Source organism: Streptomyces sp. NPDC050636, assembly GCF_040654775.1.
Lineage (GTDB): Bacteria > Actinomycetota > Actinomycetes > Streptomycetales > Streptomycetaceae > Streptomyces.
The window spans coordinates 23438-38728 of sequence record NZ_JBFAIP010000018.1; the positions used below are offsets into that span (position 1 = coordinate 23438).

A 15291-nucleotide genomic window follows, 5' to 3' on the forward strand; every position below is an offset into this window, starting at 1 on the left:
TCACAGGCCCCGTACCGTCGCCCGGCCCGCTCCCGCCCCTGCCCGCACGGTCAGCGAGCGGGGCGAGTGGTGTGCGACGGCCGCGGCGCCGACGGCCCGCCGCTGCTGCTGCCGCTGGGAGCCTGGCTCGCGGTGGGCGTCGGCGTCTCGCTCGGCCGGGTCGGGGACGGGCTGGGCGTGGAGTGCGTCGGCGTCGGCCCGGGCTCGCTGTGGGTCGGCGTCGGCGTCGGATGCGACGGGGTCGGATGAGGGTGCGTCGGCGAGGGGCGGCCCGGGGCGGGACCGGACGCGCCGTAGCCCTCCAGCGTGACGGCGGCGCTGCCGGGATCGATGGCGATACGGGCCCGCCAGTGCCCCTCGGGCTCCCGGTCATGGTCGACATGGACCGTGACCGTCGTGGACTCCCCCGGCCGCAGCTTGCCGGCCGTCTGGCTCAGCTGCACCCAGGGGGCGACCGCCGACGCCGCCCACCGCACCGGGGAGCCGCCGGACGCGCTGATCGTGATGACCGTCGTGCCGCCGCTCGGCTGCGCGGTGACGGTCAGCCGCCCCGGCCCCTTCCGCTCCCGGCTCGGCTCACCGGGCCGCCGCGCGGTGCCGTCCGCACCGACCACCTCGACCGACACATCGGGTGACCCCGCGCCGGCCGCGAAGCCCCGCTCGGGCGTCGCCCTGGCGTTGCCGGCGTTCTTGTACGGGCGGCCGTCCAGGCGCCCGCTGTCCGACTCGTTGGCCGTCACCGAGGGGACACCGTCCATCTCGCCGGTCGCCGGGGCGTTGCGGTACGCCGCCCACACCGCCAGCACCGGCGCCGCCAGCACCGTCGCGACGACAGTGGTCGTCAGCGCCCGGCTGCGCAGCTTGCGGCGGCGGGCGGCCCGGTCCGTGGGCCCTACGGGGAAGCCGGTGCGGTCGTAGCGAGGAGAACCGTTTGGCCTGCCGGAGCGGCCGCCTCCGGTCCCGGCCGACGCGCCCGGCACCCCCTCCGCACGCCCCGACCGGGAGCGCCGGGCCGCCGCCAGCGCACCGAGAACGGCCTCGCGCTCCGCGCTGACCAGCGGCAGCGCGCCCTGGGCCGCGGGCGCGGTGCCCGGCCACGGCCCGGCGGCAGTGGCCCGCTCGGCCGTCCGCCGGCACTCGGCACACTCGTCCACATGGCGCACCAGCTCACGGCGGAGCGCCACACCCAGCAGCATCTGGGTGTCGCCGGCCAGCCGCGCGACATCGGGACACCGGCCGCGCTCGACGACGGCCAGCGCGGCCCGGGTCCGCTCGACCTCGCAGGACGCGGCGGCCAGCAGCGCACGGGTGGCGACCGGTTCCGCACCGAGCACCGCGGCGACCTCACGGGCCGGGAGGCGATGGCGTACCGACAGCTCCAGCGCCTCGCGCTGCTCGGGGCTCGTCCCGGCGGCCTCCGGCCAGGCCAGCGCGGCGAGTTCGCGCTGCCGCCGGGCGTCGACGGCCGCCTCGGCGTCCGGCTCGCTGGGGGTCCCCCCGCTCGAACGAACGTGAGAGTGGGGGAGGAGCTGAGACCGGGGGATCGTCGGAGGTGCTTGGGGGAGCTCGGCGAGCCGGCGCAGACAGGCCCAGCGGGCCAGCGCGTAGAGCCAGGGGCGGTAGAGGGCCGGGTCGGCGGGCCGCCGGCCGTGCTGCCGCTCGGCGAGCGCGAGCGTCTCACCGAGCACCACGGTCGCCGCGTCGTGCTCGCACAGGACGGACAGGCAGTAGGTGAACAGCCCGTCCAGATAGGGCTCGTAGGGCTCCTGGCGGCCTGCGCCGTACCGGCTGTTGGAGACGTCGGCACCAAGGGGACCGTTGGCGCCGTCGGACCGGCCGGGCCGCTCGGAAGGCTGCGGCCGGCTCCGGCCCGGAGAGCCGCTGCGCGACCGGTGTGCGCCGGTGGACTGCCTGGAGTGCTCTGGCCTGCTGCTCATCACCCGGCGACGGTAGGCGGATGATGCAGCCGCACTCGCTCCTCTTGGCCGCTTTTAACCCATACGGGTGACCATCTCCCTCAAAAGGGGACACGAATCGCCCATTCCGCGCCCGGCGTGCTCGGGTTACGTCACCCGGTTGGCGCAATGATCGGCGATATCAGCAATACCGGCGATATCACCAACGGAGCCGCCGCTGCTCCTTGAGCGCTGGGACGGGGGCCTGCTCCTGAAGCGCTCCGGGGAGCATTGTCGGACCCCGCCGATACGGTGAGCCCATGGCAACCCGTAAAACGTCGGCCAAGGAGCGCCCCTCCTACCGTTGCACCGAGTGCGGCTGGACCACCGCGAAGTGGCTCGGCCGCTGCCCCGAATGCCAGGCGTGGGGCACGGTCGAGGAGTTCGGCGGCGCCCCCGCGGTGCGTACGACCGCGCCCGGCCGGGTCACCACCGCGGCCCTGCCCATCGGCCAGGTCGACGGCAAGCAGGCCGCCGCCCGCTCCACCGGCGTGCCCGAGCTGGACCGCGTCCTCGGCGGCGGGCTGGTCCCCGGCGCCGTCGCACTGCTGGCCGGCGAGCCCGGCGTCGGCAAGTCCACCCTCCTCCTCGACGTCGCCGCCAAGGCCGCGAGCGACGCCCACCGCACCCTCTACGTCACCGGCGAGGAGTCCGCGAGCCAGGTACGGCTGCGCGCCGACCGCATCGGCGCCCTCGACGAGCACCTCTACCTGGCCGCCGAGACCGACCTCTCCGCCGTCCTGGGCCACCTCGACACCGTCAAGCCGTCCCTCCTCGTCCTGGACTCGGTGCAGACCATCGCCTCCCCCGAGATCGACGGCGCGCCCGGCGGCATGGCCCAGGTCCGCGAGGTGGCCGGCGCGCTGATCCGGGCCTCCAAGGAACGCGGCATGTCCACCCTCCTGGTCGGCCATGTCACCAAGGACGGCGCGATCGCGGGCCCCCGCCTCCTGGAGCATCTCGTCGATGTCGTCCTGCACTTCGAGGGCGACCGGCACGCCCGGCTCCGCCTCGTACGCGGCGTCAAGAACCGCTACGGCACCACCGACGAAGTCGGCTGCTTCGAACTGCACGACGAAGGCATCACCGGCCTCACCGACCCCTCCGGCCTCTTCCTGACCCGCCGCGCCGAACCGGTCCCCGGCACCTGCCTGACGGTCACCCTGGAGGGCCGCCGCCCCCTGGTCGCCGAGGTCCAGGCGCTGACCGTCGACTCCCAGATCCCCTCCCCCCGACGTACGACATCCGGCCTGGAGACCTCCCGGGTCTCGATGATGCTCGCCGTCCTGGAGCAGCGCGGCCGGATCAGCGCCCTGGGAAAGCGCGACATCTACAGCGCGACGGTCGGCGGCGTGAAGCTGTCCGAGCCCGCCGCCGACCTCGCCGTGGCCCTCGCACTCGCCAGCGCGGCCAGCGACACCCCCCTCCCCAAGAACCTGGTCGCCATCGGCGAGGTCGGGCTCGCCGGCGAGGTCAGACGGGTCACGGGCGTCCAGCGCAGGCTCTCCGAAGCGGCCCGCCTCGGCTTCACCCACGCCCTCGTCCCGTCCGACCCGGGCAAGATCCCCGACGGGATGCGGGTGCTGGAGGTCGCCGACGTCGGGCAGGCGCTGAGCGTCCTTCCCAAGCGGGTACGGCGGGAGGCCCCACGGGAAGAGGAGCAGCGCCGGTAGACTTTGCCCTGGTCTCGCCCGTCACCGCAGTCTTGCCGCCGGCCACGTACGCTCCTCTGGTACGTCACCGCAGCAAGGGCCGGGCGGCCGCGGACCGACAGACCGTGCGACGGAGGAGTGCAGTGGCAGCCAACGACCGGGCATCGTCTCCCGGCAGGTCCGGTGGAAGCTCCGGCACCGAGAGCCTGATGCGCGCCTCGCTGAGCGCCGTCGCGCCGGGCACGGGGCTGCGCGACGGCCTGGAGCGCATCCTCCGCGGCAATACAGGCGGGCTGATAGTGCTGGGCTTCGACAAGACCGTCGAGTCCATGTGCACCGGCGGCTTCGTGCTGGACGTCGAATTCACCGCGACCCGCCTCCGCGAGCTCTGCAAACTCGACGGCGCCCTCGTCCTCGACAAGGACATCACCAAGATCCTGCGGGCCGGTGTGCAGCTGGTGCCGGACGCCTCCATCCCGACGGAGGAGACCGGCACCCGCCACCGCACCGCGCAGCGCGTCTCGATCCAGGCGGGCTTCCCGGTCGTCTCGGTCAGCCAGTCCATGCGCCTGATCGCCCTCTACGTCGACGGCGAGCGCCGCGTCCTGGAGGAGTCCGCCGCGATCCTCTCCCGCGCCAACCAGGCGCTGGCCACCCTGGAGCGCTACAAGCTCCGCCTGGACGAGGTCGCCGGCACCCTCTCCGCCCTGGAGATCGAAGACCTGGTGACGGTCCGCGATGTCTCCGCCGTCGCCCAGCGCCTGGAGATGGTCCGTCGCATCGCCACCGAGATCGCCGAGTACGTCGTCGAACTCGGCACCGACGGCCGGCTCCTCACCCTCCAGCTCGACGAACTGATCGCCGGCGTCGAGCCCGAGCGCGAGCTGGTCGTCCGCGACTACGTCCCCGAACCGACCGCCAAGCGCTCCCGCACGGTCACCGAAGCGCTCTCCGAGCTGGACGCGCTCAGCCACACCGAACTGCTCGAACTCCCCATCGTGGCCCGCGCGTTGGGCTACAGCGGCGCTCCCGAGACGCTGGACTCCGCGGTTTCCCCGCGCGGCTTCCGCCTGCTGGCGAAGGTCCCGCGGCTGCCCGGCACGGTCATCGACCGCCTCGTCGACCACTTCGGCGGCCTGCAGAAGCTGCTCGCGGCGAGCGTGGACGACCTCCAGACCGTCGACGGCGTCGGCGAGGCCCGCGCCCGCTCGGTCCGCGAGGGCCTCTCGCGACTGGCGGAGTCGTCGATCCTGGAGCGGTACGTGTAGGCGTAGGCCCAGGCCGTACGTCTAGGACTACGTCGGTCCAGGCCGTACGCCTAGGAGTACGGCCAGGAGCACGTCCAGCCCTCGGAGCGTTTCACGACCGCTCCACGACCCCGTACGGCCCGCACGGTGCACACCGCGCGGGCCGTACGCATTCCCGACGCCGCAGGCATTCCCGACGCCGTACGGATTCCCGACGCCCTACACGGCCCCGCCGCTCCCCCGCCGCCCTCAGGCGCGCAGCACCTGCGCCTCCTTCTCCGGTGCCAAGCCCTTCGCCGGGCGGTCCGGACGCTGCGGTGCCGTGCCGCCGATGCTCTGGAGCCAGGCCCAGGTGTCGGCCACGGTTTCGCTGACGGGACGACAGTTCAGCCCGGTGGCAAGGGCCTTGGACACATCACCGTGGTAGATCGCGTCACACAGCTCGCCCGGCGGCAGCCAGACGGGCAGCTCCGTCCATGGCTCGATACCGGCGGCAAGCACGTCTTCCGGGGCGGTCCAGCGCAGTTCGGCGTCCGAGCCCGTGACCTTCACACAGCTCTCCAGCAGCTCGCCCATGGTGGCGTGCCCCGGCGCGCTGATCATGTTGTACGGGCCGCCGAGCCCCGCCTGCACCGCGTCCAGCGTCCATTCCGCGAGGTCGCGGGCGTCGACGTACTGCAGGGCCAACTCCCGCGGCCCCGGCGCGAGGACGGGGCCGCCGCGGGCGATCCGGCCCAGCCACCACGGCAACCTCCCGCAGTTCTCGTAAGGACCGATGATCAAGCCGGCCCGGACCAGCAACGCCCGGTCCCCGAATGCGCCGATCGCGGCCAGTTCGCCGCCGCGCTTGGCCTGCGCATAGTCGTCGGAATCCGTGGAATCCGGGGACCCCGGCACCAGCGGGCCCTCCTCGTCGAGCCCCCGCGCGGCCGGATACTCATACACCGACCGGCTGGAGACATACACATACGTCCCGACCCGGCCCGCGAGCAGCCGCGCTGTGTCCCGTACGGCCGACGGCGCGCCGGACCAGGTGTCGACGACGGCGTCCCACTCGCCTTCCTCCAGGGCCGCGAGCCCCGCCGCGTCCCCGCGGTCGCCGTGCAGCGCCGTCGCGCCCTCCGGCGGGGCGTGGCGCCCACGGTGGAACACCGTCACCTGCCAACCCCGCGCCAGCGCCGCCTCGCTGACCGCCCGGCCCACGAACTCCGTTCCACCCAGCATGAGTAGCTTCATGCCGCGACTGTGCCCCACGACTGCCGGCCGAGCCAGCACTGCACGCTCTCAGCGCAACGAACGGAGCATGAGGCTCCGGAGGCGTGCGGGAGCCCGTCAGGGCAGGAGCCCGTCAGGGCGGGGCGGGCGCGTGGCGACACCTCCTGGGCCGGGGCGTGTGACGACACCTCCTCGGCCCGGGGGCTCATCACCAGCCACCCCCACCCCCGGCTGCTCAGCCCTTGGCAGGACCGCTCAGCCCTTGCGGGACCGCTCAGCCCTTGCCGAGCACGAAGTACGTGTGGACCGGCGACAGGCCCGGCACCTCGGCCTCGATGCGGTACTTGCCGGCCGGGACCGCGGCCGCGCTCGGCGTCGCGCACTGGGGGGCGCTCGCCCGGCGGTCCCACTCGACGGTGCGCTTCACGGCGCCCTTCGCCGGGACCTGCAGCAGCGCGGAGCCGGTGCCCGACGGGCAGTCGTTGGAGGCCCAGACCCGGTCGTCGTCCGCGGTGTCGTCGGTGATGGTGAGCACCGCCGCCTTCCGACCGAGGTCCACCTTGCAGGCGGAACCCGTCGTGTTCTTCACCGTCAGCTCGAACTTCGGCTTCTCGCCCGGCTTGTAGGAGTCCTTGACGCTGCGCAGCGTCAACTTCCCAGTGTCGGAAGTGCAGTTGGGGAGAGGAGAGCCGGCCGGTACGGCGTCGCTGCCCGAACCCTCCCCGATCGGCACGCTGCCGCCGGAGCCCGAACCGCCGCCTGTGCCACCGCCGGAGCCACCCGCTCCGGACCCGCCGCCCGAAGAGCCCGATCCGCCACCGGAGTCCGAACCCGATTCACCGCCGCCGCCCGAACTGTCGCGCCCGCCCGGCTTTTGACTGATCGCGGGCCCGGTACCGGAGGGGCCGGGCGTGATCGACGCAGCGGGCCCCGAGCCCTCCGCGCCCTTGCCCTCGTCACCGGTCTTGCCGCTGTTTCCGCCCAAGTTGAGCGCCCACACCACCAGGAGGGCGAGCAGTGTGACGATGGCCAGCGCAACGGCCCTCCGCCGCCAGTAGATGGAGGAGGGAAGCGGCCCGATCGGATTGCGCAGTGATCCCACGCGGAAACTCTACGAGAGATCCGCAGCCGCACCGGCCAGTACCCGCCGCACGAAGCTGCAACTTTTCCCATGATCGGCCCGGAGACGCACCCCCGACCGCTTTTCCCCCATCCCCCTCACGTCTCCTCCACATCCCATGAGCGCGTACGGGGAGCCCCGGCGGGGCCGATGAGCGGGAAACCCCAGCGGGGTCAAGGAGCGGAACGGGCGGGAAACCCCGGCAGGGCCAACGGGCGGAACGAGCGGGGAACCCCGTCAAGGCCAAGGGGCAGAACGAGCGGGAAACCCGGCAAGGCCAAGGGGCGGGGAGCCCCGCCAGGGCCGACCGCCTTACGGGGCGTCCGGCCGCCGCCACTCCTCCTTGTGCCCGAAGCCCTGGCCGTTGTCGATCAGCCGAAGCCAGTCGGGACGCAGTTCCCACAGCGTGGTCCGCTCCAGGGCCGCGCGGAGCTGCTCGCCGGCCACGACGAAGGGGAAGCGCTCGGTGTAGACGCGCCAGCCGGCCTCCCGCTCGGCACCGGTCAGCGGGCGGCAACCGCCCCGGCCCTGCAGCCCGGTCAGGCCGGTCCACTCCTGGCCGTCCTTCTGCGCCGTGAACGCCACCCGCGCGCCCGGCTGCGCGAGGGCCCGGCCGTGCCGCGTCGTGGTCGCGCTGACGAAGTACAACGAGGGACCGGCAGCGATCCGCCCAGCGGGCCCGTCACCGGCGGGCCCGGCACCGGCGGGCTTGGCACTGGCAGGCTTGGCAGGCCCGGCACCTCCCGGCCCAGCAGCCTTGACACCGGCCGGCCCGACACTCCCGCCTGCCCCCCATACGTACGCCTCCTCCGCGGCGTACAGCACCGCGCACGCCTGCGGCCCGTCCTCGTCCACGTACGCCAGCGTCATCGTCGTATGCCCGGCCAGCGCCCGCCGGATCGCCTCCGGGCAGGCCGCACCGCCTGCCGCCCCCGCAGCACCGGCCCCCGCCACCCCCGCCGCGCCGCCCACGCCCGCCGCGCCGCCCTCACCGCTCATCTCCGCCATACCCGCATCCTCGCTCGCCGCCTCCACTATTACGAGCAACAATTACGGAGAGTAATCAATTCCTTCGGATTGTAGCCGGTTTGCAGTGAGGCGAGGGGAGCGAGGGGGCGAGGGCAGGGGAACGAGGCGAGGGGAGCGAGTTGGCCTGGCCGAGACGTGGCCGAGCAGCTCGGGGCGTGCCTTCTCCCCTTCCTCCACCTCGCCCCCGTACCGCCGGTAGCCCCCACCCGTGCGCATCCGGCCGTGCTGCGTGCGGGTGGGCGTGCGGCGGGGCGGGCCCGGTGCGTTACCCGGGTGCCGCTCGGCGTGCCAGGATCGGTGGTGCCATGACTTCGACGCCTGCCACCACCACTGCCACGTCCGCCGCCGCCGAGACCGCTTCCGCCGCTTCCGCCGCGGAGACCGCCGACGGGACCGGCCTGCACGGCCCGGTCACCGCCTGGTTCGACGAGCACGCCCGCGATCTGCCCTGGCGCCGCCCCGAGGCGGGTGCCTGGGGCGTAATGGTCAGCGAGTTCATGCTGCAGCAGACGCCGGTCAGCAGAGTGCTGCCGGTGTACGAGCAGTGGCTGGCCCGCTGGCCGCGCCCCGCCGACCTGGCCGCCGAGGCGCCGGGCGAGGCGGTGCGCGCCTGGGGCCGGCTCGGCTATCCGCGGCGCGCGCTGCGCCTGCACGCCGCCGCATCGGCCATACAAGAGCGGCACGGCGGCGACGTCCCGCGCGAGCACGCCCAGTTGCTGGCGCTGCCCGGCGTCGGCGAGTACACGGCCGCCGCCGTGGCGTCCTTTGCGTACGGGCAGCGGCATGCGGTGCTGGACACCAATGTGCGCCGGGTGTTCGCGCGCGCCGTCGCCGGCCGTCAGTACCCGCCGAACGCCACCACCGCCGCCGAACGCAAGCTCGCCCGTGCGCTGCTTCCCCAGGACGAGACGCTCGCGGCGCGTTGGGCGGCGGCCACGATGGAGTTGGGCGCGCTGGTGTGCACGGCGCGCGGCCCCGAGTGTGTGCGCTGCCCGATCGTCGCGCAGTGTGCCTGGCGGCTGGCCGGTTCCCCTGCGCACGAGGGTCCGGCGCGCCGTACGCAGACCTATGCCGGTACGGACCGGCAGGTGCGCGGCAAGCTGCTCGCCGTCCTGCGGGAGGCTGTTGCGCCGGTGCCGCAGGTGGTGCTGGACGCGGTGTGGGACGAGCCGGTGCAGCGGGCCCGTGCGTTGGACGGGCTGGTGGCGGACGGCCTGGTCGAGCCGCTCAGTGGTGGCCGGTACCGGCTGCCGCTGACGTAACGGTCACCCAGGGTGCCGGTGGCTTCGGGCCGTTGCATCACTTGGGCCGGATGGCCGGAAAATGACCCCGAAGCGGCTTGATTACCGCCGCTGTGCGGGCCGCATGCGGCCGCCATGCAGCCCATAGGTCTTCCGGTGGGGGTGACCCTCCCCCCGGAGTATGACCCGCCAGGGCCCCCCGTCCGCCCAAGGTATGACCCCTGGAGCGCTGTTACACAACCGAGGGTTTTCCGTGCATTCGCTGTGGGGGCGACGCACATTACGTCGCAACACCCCCTCCGTAGCGTCTTCCTCGTGCTGGAGATGACTGCCAGCGCAGTCAACGTGGGGAACGCAAGCGGATCGGAGGCGTCGGAATGGCGACCAGCGGCGGCAAGGTACTGGACTTCGAAGAGTACGTACGTACGCGGCAGGAGGCTCTGCTGCGCAGTGCCCGGCGCCTGGTACCCGACCCGGTGGATGCCCAGGACCTGCTCCAGACGGCCCTGGTCCGCACGTACGGCCGCTGGGACGGCATCGCGGACAAGTCCCTGGCGGACGCCTACCTCCGCCGCGTCATGATCAACACCCGGACGGAGTGGTGGCGGGCCCGCAAGCTGGAGGAGGTGCCCACCGAGCAGCTCCCGGACGCGAGCGTGGACGACGGCACCGAGCAGCGCGCCGACCGCGCCCTGCTGATGGACATCCTCGGGGTGCTGGCTCCCAAGCAGCGCAGCGTCGTGGTCCTGCGGCACTGGGAGCAGATGAGCACCGAGGAGACCGCTGCGGCGCTCGGTATGTCCACCGGTACGGTCAAGAGCACCCTGCACCGGGCACTGGCCCGGCTCCGTCAGGAGCTGGAGAACCGCGACATCGACGCGCGGATCCTGGAGCGCGGCGAGCGGGAGCGGGAGCGGTGCGCGGCCTGACCGGCGGCGTACGGCACCCGGGAGCACGCAGGTCAGCGCGCAGGTCGGCACGGCGGACCGGGCGTAATTCAGGGCTCACAACACGGCGCACAGCTTTACGCGCCACAATCACCACAGGAACAGCAGCGGGATCAGCGGCTGTGCGAGCAGCACGGTGAGCGGGAGCGGATTGTCCAGGAACAGGTTGACCAGGAGCGGGTTGACCAAAGGCGGCGCGGCCACGGCGGGGGTGGCCGCCGTCGGCCTTTTGCTGTCCGGGTGCAATCCGGGGGGCGGTGGCGTACGCACCGAGGGGTCGGCGAGCAGCTCGCCCGCGCCCAAGGGTTCGCTGAGTGCTGTGCCCGCGCCGTCGTCGTCCGGGGGCGGTGACGAGGTCGATGTGGTGTCGCTGATGAGGGACGACCCGAAGGTCGGCGACTATGTGAAGAAGTCGCTGGCCGCACCGTGTGCGGCCGATGCGTACCCGGTCGAGGTGTCGTATGCGTCGCTGACCGGCGGCAAGTCCCGCGATGTGATCGTCAATGTCCTCACCTGCGCGGACTCGGTCGGTATCGGCTCGTACGTCTACCGTAGGGACCGAGGTGCGCCGGGCGGTTATGAGAATGTGTTCGCCGATGAGCAGCCGTCGGTCAGCGCCGCGGTCAACAATGGCGAGCTGGAGACCTCCACGCAGACCTATAAGGCAGGCGACAAGGTGGGCTACCCGTCCGGCGAGGATGTGACGATCTACCGCTGGGCGGATGGTCGTTTCACCCGGCGCGCCAGCCACTACACCGACTACAGCAAGACCACCGTCAACGGCGTGGAGCCGGACGACGGCACGGGATCGGAGGGTTGAGACAACCGCATGGCCGACACCCATGTGCTCTTCGTCGAGGACGACGATGTGATCCGCGAGGCCACCCAGCTCGCTCTGGAACGGGACGGCTTCATGGTCACCGCGATGCCCGACGGGCTGGCGGGCCTGGAGGCGTTCCGCGCGAACCGCCCCGACATCGCGCTGCTCGATGTGATGGTGCCGGGGCTCGACGGCGTCAGTCTGTGCCGCCGGATCCGCGATGAGTCCACCGTTCCCGTGATCATGCTGTCGGCGCGTGCCGACTCCATCGATGTGGTGCTCGGTCTGGAGGCCGGCGCCGACGACTACGTCACCAAGCCGTTCGACGGCGCGGTGCTGGTCGCCCGGATACGGGCCGTGCTGCGCCGCTTCGGGCACGCCAGCGGCCCGGACGGCAACGGCGCGGGCGCGGTGGACGTGGCCGGGCCCGCCGAGGCGGTGCTGCGCTTCGGTGATCTTGAGGTGGACACCGAGGGCATGGAGGTCCGCAAGGGCGGCGAGAACGTCGCGCTGACGCCGACCGAGATGCGTCTGTTGCTGGAGTTCTCGCACGCGCCGGGTACGGTCCTCTCGCGTGACCGGCTGCTGGAGCGGGTGTGGGACTACGGCTGGGGTGGTGACACCCGGGTCGTGGACGTTCATGTCCAGCGGTTGCGCGGAAAGATCGGGCAGGACCGGATCGAGACGGTCCGCGGCTTCGGTTACAAGCTGAGAGGCTGATGGCCGCGGTGGTCAGGGTGGCCCTGCGGACGGGTCTGAGGTGGAAGCTCAGCGCCGCGATCGCGCTCGTCGGAGCGCTGGTCGCGATCGCGCTGAGCCTCGTCGTACACAATGCCGCCCGCGCCTCCATGCTCGAAAACAGCCGCGATGTACAGATCGAGCGGCTGAACTTCACGCAGAAGATCTTCGAGTCCACGAACCAGCTGCAGTTCGGTGCCCGGATAGACGACCCGGCGCTGCCGAAGCCGCTGCGTGACGAGGTCGCCGGCGGCGAGCGCGCCACGTATCTCCAGGACACCGGGGAGACCGTCCCCGAGGTGTGGGCGGCGTCCCCGCTCGGCAACGGCAGGGTGCTGTCCATGCACGACCGGTTCCCCGACCGGTTCGCCGTTCTGGACGACCTGGACCGGGCGCTGGTCATCGGTTCGACGGCGGTCGTGGTGGGCGGCTGCGCGCTGGGCGTCCTGGTCGGCGGGCGGCTTTCCAAGCGGCTGCGCACGGCGGCGGCCGCGGTCGGCAGGCTCGCCGACGGCGACACGTCGGTCCGTATCCGCGACGAGGTCGGCGGCCGGGTCAGGGATGAGACGGACGACCTGGCCTGGGCCGTGGACGCGATGTCGGACGCCCTCCAGCAGCGCATCGAGGCGGAGCGCCGGGTGACCGCCGACATCGCGCATGAGCTGCGCACGCCGGTCACCGGCCTGCTGACCGCCGCCGAGCTGCTGCCGCCAGGCCGCCCTTCCGAGCTCGTACGGGACCGGGCGCAGGCGATGCGCACCCTCGTCGAGGACGTGCTGGAGGTGGCCCGGCTCGACGGCTATGCGGAGCGCGCCGAGCTGCAGGACGTCGCGCTGGGCGAATTCGTCACCCGCCGTGTGCGCTCCCTGAACCCGGACATCGGCATCGATGTCGTGCGGGATGCGGAGGTCACGACCGACCCGCGCCGCCTGGAGCGGATTCTCGGCAATCTCATCGCCAATGCCGCCCGGCACGGCAAACCGCCGATCGAGGTCACCGTCGAGGGCCGGGTGCTGCGGGTCCGCGACCATGGGACGGGCTTCCCCGAGGCGTTGCTGCGTGAGGGCCCGAGCCGGTTCCGTACCGGCAGCAGCGACCGGTCGGGCCGCGGCCACGGCCTGGGCCTGACGATCGCGGCCGGTCAGGCGCGCGTCCTGGGCGCCCGTCTGACGTTCCGCAACGCGGACGAGCTGACGGACGGGTCGACCGGTGCCGTCTCGGTGCTGTGGCTCCCGGAGAACGCACCGACGTCGACCGGGAGCTTTCCGGTCATCCAGCTTCCGGATCGCTAGCCTCTGCGCTTTGCCTGGGCCGTCTTGGTTGCTCGCCGGTTCGCTGCGCTTTGCCTGAGCCGTCTTTGGCTGTCCCGCCGTGGTGGTTACGCGCCGTTGCGCCTGCGGCGGGCGTGGTTTTGTCGGGTGCGGTGACAGCCCTCCGGACTCCGTCCTGCGGGCTGTCCCCTCCCGTGGGTGGGTGGAGGAACCGAGTGGGGGCGGACGTTGAGTGTCCAGTTCCCCATGACTCGTCCACTGGGCGACTCGTCCACTGGGCAAGCGTGATCGCTTACGTGCACCCCCACCGTCTTTTCCCACAGTCAACGGGAGGGGCCGGACCGCAGGACGGAGTCCGGAGGTCCGGAACCGCACCCGACAGCCCCGCGCAGCGGCAACAGCCCCGCCGCAGGCGCAACGGCGCGTAACCACCACGGCGGGACAGCCAAAGACGGCTCAGGCAAAGCGCAGCGGACCGGCGGGACAGCCGAAAACGGCGAGCAACCAAGCCGGCCCAAGCTAAGCGCCAGCGCCCCGCAACGGGACCTCCTTAAGGAACCAGGCCGCGGCGAAGCCGATGATGCTGATCACTGCGCCCCACAGGAAGACCTGGTGGGTGCCGGTGGCGACCGCGTGGGCGTATGCGTCCTTGATCATCGGCGGCAGTTTGGCCAGGCTCTTCGGGTCCATCTGGGCGCCGCCGCTGGTCAGCTTGTCGCCGGCCCCGCCGATCCGCTCGGTCATCGCGGTCTGCACCTTGCTGGTGAAGACCGCACCGAAGATCGCGACGCCGAAGGAGCCGCCGATCGTACGGAAGAGGGTGGCGGAGGAGGAGCCGACGCCCATGTCCTTCATCTCGACGCTGTTCTGCGCGATCAGCATCGTGGTCTGCATCAGGAAGCCCATGCCGGCGCCGAGCACCGCCATGAAGGCGCCCGAGGTGAAGCGTGTGGTGCCGGTGTCCATCAGGGACAGCAGCGCGAGTCCGGCGGTGATCAGCCCGCCACCTACGACGACGAAGATCTTGTACTTGCCGGTCGTGGTGGTGACCCGGCCCGCGAACAGCGAGACGGCCATCATCGCGAGCAGCATCGGCAGCAACAGCAGCCCGGAGTTGGTGGCCGAGGCGCCCTGCACGGTCTGCTGGAACAGCGGCAGGAACGTCATCGACCCGAACATCACGAAGCCCACCAGGAAGCCGATGACGGTGACGAGCGAGAAGTTGCCGTTGCGGAAGATGTGCAGCGGCAGCACCGGCTCGGTGACCTTGCGCTCCACCAGGAGGAAGGCGGCGAGCGCGACGACGCCGAGGAGCCCGAGACCGATGATCTCCTTCGAGAGCCAGTCGTACTCGGTGCCGCCCCAGGTGGTGATCAGCACCAGTGAGGTGATGCCGACGGTGAGCAGCGCGGCGCCGACGTAGTCGATCCGGGCCTGCGACCGCTTCTTCGGCAGATGCAGCACCGCGGTCACCATGACCAGCGCGATCGCGCCGAGCGGCAGGTTGATGTAGAAGCTCCAGCGCCAGCCGAGGTGGTCGGTGATGGTGCCGCCGACCAGCGGTCCGCCGATCATTGCGACGGCCATGACGCCGGCCATCATGCCCTGGTATTTGCCGCGCTCCCGCGGCGGGATCAGATCGCCGATGATCGCCATCACACCGACCATCAGGCCGCCCGCGCCCAGGCCCTGCACCGCGCGGAAGCCGATCAGCTGCCCCATGTCCTGGGCCATGCCGGACAGCGCGGAGCCGATCAGGAAGAGCACGATGGACGCCAGGAAGACGCCCTTGCGTCCGTACATGTCGCCGAGCTTGCCCCAGATCGGGGTCGAGGCGGCGGTGGCGAGCGTGTATGCGGTGACCACCCAGGACAGGTGCTCCAGACCGCCCAGCTCACCGACGATGGTCGGCATCGCGGTGCCGACGATCATGTTGTCCAGCATCGCGAGCAGCATCGCGATCATCAGCGCGAAGAGCACCACCCGCACGCCGGCCGGCTGTTTCCCCTCGTCCGGCGCCGGTTTCTGCATCTCGTCCGCCGGTATTTCCCCCGCT

Annotated in this window: 13 protein-coding genes; 7 read left to right on the forward strand and 6 right to left on the reverse strand. The window is 72.1% G+C overall.

Features of this window, described 5'->3' with window-relative positions; translation table 11 throughout:
- Window positions 1-50: 50 nt before the first annotated feature.
- On the reverse strand, window positions 51-1937 hold the full coding sequence (locus tag AB0I10_RS16760) for a sigma-70 family RNA polymerase sigma factor (protein WP_363153197.1): 1887 nt from the start codon (window positions 1935-1937) through the stop codon (window positions 51-53).
- A gap of 278 nt (window positions 1938-2215) precedes the next feature.
- Here AB0I10_RS16760 and radA point away from each other — a divergent pair, with 278 nt between their 5' ends.
- Together radA and disA are read left to right on the forward strand one after the other, a co-directional pair.
- Window positions 2216-3628: a DNA repair protein RadA gene (radA, locus tag AB0I10_RS16765; protein WP_363153198.1), complete on the forward strand. Its 1413-nt coding sequence runs from the start codon at window positions 2216-2218 to the stop codon at window positions 3626-3628.
- A gap of 122 nt (window positions 3629-3750) precedes the next feature.
- Window positions 3751-4875: a DNA integrity scanning diadenylate cyclase DisA gene (disA, locus tag AB0I10_RS16770; RefSeq protein ID WP_363153199.1), complete on the forward strand. Its 1125-nt coding sequence runs from the start codon at window positions 3751-3753 to the stop codon at window positions 4873-4875.
- Window positions 4876-5103: 228 nt separating this feature from the next.
- Here disA and AB0I10_RS16775 read toward each other — a convergent pair whose 3' ends face one another.
- The 3 genes from AB0I10_RS16775 to AB0I10_RS16785 form a co-directional block, all read right to left on the reverse strand.
- Window positions 5104-6090, reverse strand: coding sequence for an NAD-dependent epimerase/dehydratase family protein (locus AB0I10_RS16775; RefSeq protein ID WP_363153200.1), 987 nt, complete (start codon window positions 6088-6090; stop codon window positions 5104-5106).
- Between the two features lie 253 nt (window positions 6091-6343).
- Complete coding sequence (locus tag AB0I10_RS16780) at window positions 6344-7171, reverse strand: hypothetical protein (RefSeq protein ID WP_363153201.1); 828 nt, start codon at window positions 7169-7171, stop codon at window positions 6344-6346.
- Window positions 7172-7501: 330 nt separating this feature from the next.
- Window positions 7502-8239 carry a hypothetical protein gene (locus AB0I10_RS16785; protein ID WP_363153202.1) on the reverse strand — a complete coding sequence of 246 codons (738 nt, stop codon included), beginning with the start codon at window positions 8237-8239 and terminating at the stop codon, window positions 7502-7504.
- Between the two features lie 284 nt (window positions 8240-8523).
- On the opposite strand from AB0I10_RS16785, the gene AB0I10_RS16790 reads away from it, so the two are divergent.
- Window positions 8524-9480 (forward strand): A/G-specific adenine glycosylase, encoded by a 957-nt coding sequence (locus AB0I10_RS16790; protein WP_363153203.1) that lies wholly within the window; start codon window positions 8524-8526, stop codon window positions 9478-9480.
- 356 nt (window positions 9481-9836) lie between these two features.
- On the forward strand, window positions 9837-10388 hold the full coding sequence (locus AB0I10_RS16795; RefSeq protein ID WP_363153204.1) for a SigE family RNA polymerase sigma factor: 552 nt from the start codon (window positions 9837-9839) through the stop codon (window positions 10386-10388).
- Window positions 10389-10496: 108 nt separating this feature from the next.
- On the opposite strand, the gene AB0I10_RS16800 is transcribed toward AB0I10_RS16795, so the two are convergent.
- Window positions 10497-10709, reverse strand: coding sequence for a hypothetical protein (locus AB0I10_RS16800; protein ID WP_363153205.1), 213 nt, complete (start codon window positions 10707-10709; stop codon window positions 10497-10499).
- A gap of 16 nt (window positions 10710-10725) precedes the next feature.
- On the opposite strand from AB0I10_RS16800, the gene AB0I10_RS16805 reads away from it, so the two are divergent.
- Genes AB0I10_RS16805 through cseC form a run of 3 tightly spaced genes read left to right on the forward strand, consistent with a single transcriptional unit; the run spans window position 10726 to window position 13256 of the window.
- Window positions 10726-11226, forward strand: a complete 501-nt coding sequence (locus tag AB0I10_RS16805; RefSeq protein ID WP_363153206.1) for a hypothetical protein — start codon at window positions 10726-10728, stop codon at window positions 11224-11226.
- Window positions 11227-11235: 9 nt separating this feature from the next.
- Window positions 11236-11946: a two-component system response regulator CseB gene (gene cseB, locus AB0I10_RS16810; RefSeq protein WP_363153207.1), complete on the forward strand. Its 711-nt coding sequence runs from the start codon at window positions 11236-11238 to the stop codon at window positions 11944-11946.
- An 8-nt stretch (window positions 11947-11954) separates the two neighbouring features.
- Window positions 11955-13256 (forward strand): two-component system sensor histidine kinase CseC, encoded by a 1302-nt coding sequence (gene cseC, locus AB0I10_RS16815; protein WP_363153282.1) that lies wholly within the window; start codon window positions 11955-11957, stop codon window positions 13254-13256.
- Window positions 13257-13754: 498 nt separating this feature from the next.
- Here the strand turns inward: cseC and AB0I10_RS16820 are convergent, their stop codons facing one another.
- Window positions 13755-15266, reverse strand: a complete 1512-nt coding sequence (locus AB0I10_RS16820; protein ID WP_363153208.1) for an MDR family MFS transporter — start codon at window positions 15264-15266, stop codon at window positions 13755-13757.
- Between the last annotated feature and the right edge of the window lie 25 nt (window positions 15267-15291).

Excerpts from the sequence above, each read along its gene's own strand:
- AB0I10_RS16760 (WP_363153197.1), bottom strand. The coding sequence starts at position 1,937 with ATGAGCAGCAGGCCAGAGCACTCCAGGCAGTCCACCGGCGCACACCGG.
- radA (WP_363153198.1), top strand. The coding sequence starts at position 2,216 with ATGGCAACCCGTAAAACGTCGGCCAAGGAGCGCCCCTCCTACCGTTGC.
- AB0I10_RS16775 (WP_363153200.1), bottom strand. The coding sequence starts at position 6,090 with ATGAAGCTACTCATGCTGGGTGGAACGGAGTTCGTGGGCCGGGCGGTC.
- AB0I10_RS16790 (WP_363153203.1), top strand. The coding sequence starts at position 8,524 with ATGACTTCGACGCCTGCCACCACCACTGCCACGTCCGCCGCCGCCGAG.
- AB0I10_RS16795 (WP_363153204.1), top strand. The coding sequence starts at position 9,837 with ATGGCGACCAGCGGCGGCAAGGTACTGGACTTCGAAGAGTACGTACGT.
- cseB (WP_363153207.1), top strand. The coding sequence starts at position 11,236 with ATGGCCGACACCCATGTGCTCTTCGTCGAGGACGACGATGTGATCCGC.
- AB0I10_RS16820 (WP_363153208.1), bottom strand. The coding sequence starts at position 15,266 with ATGCAGAAACCGGCGCCGGACGAGGGGAAACAGCCGGCCGGCGTGCGG.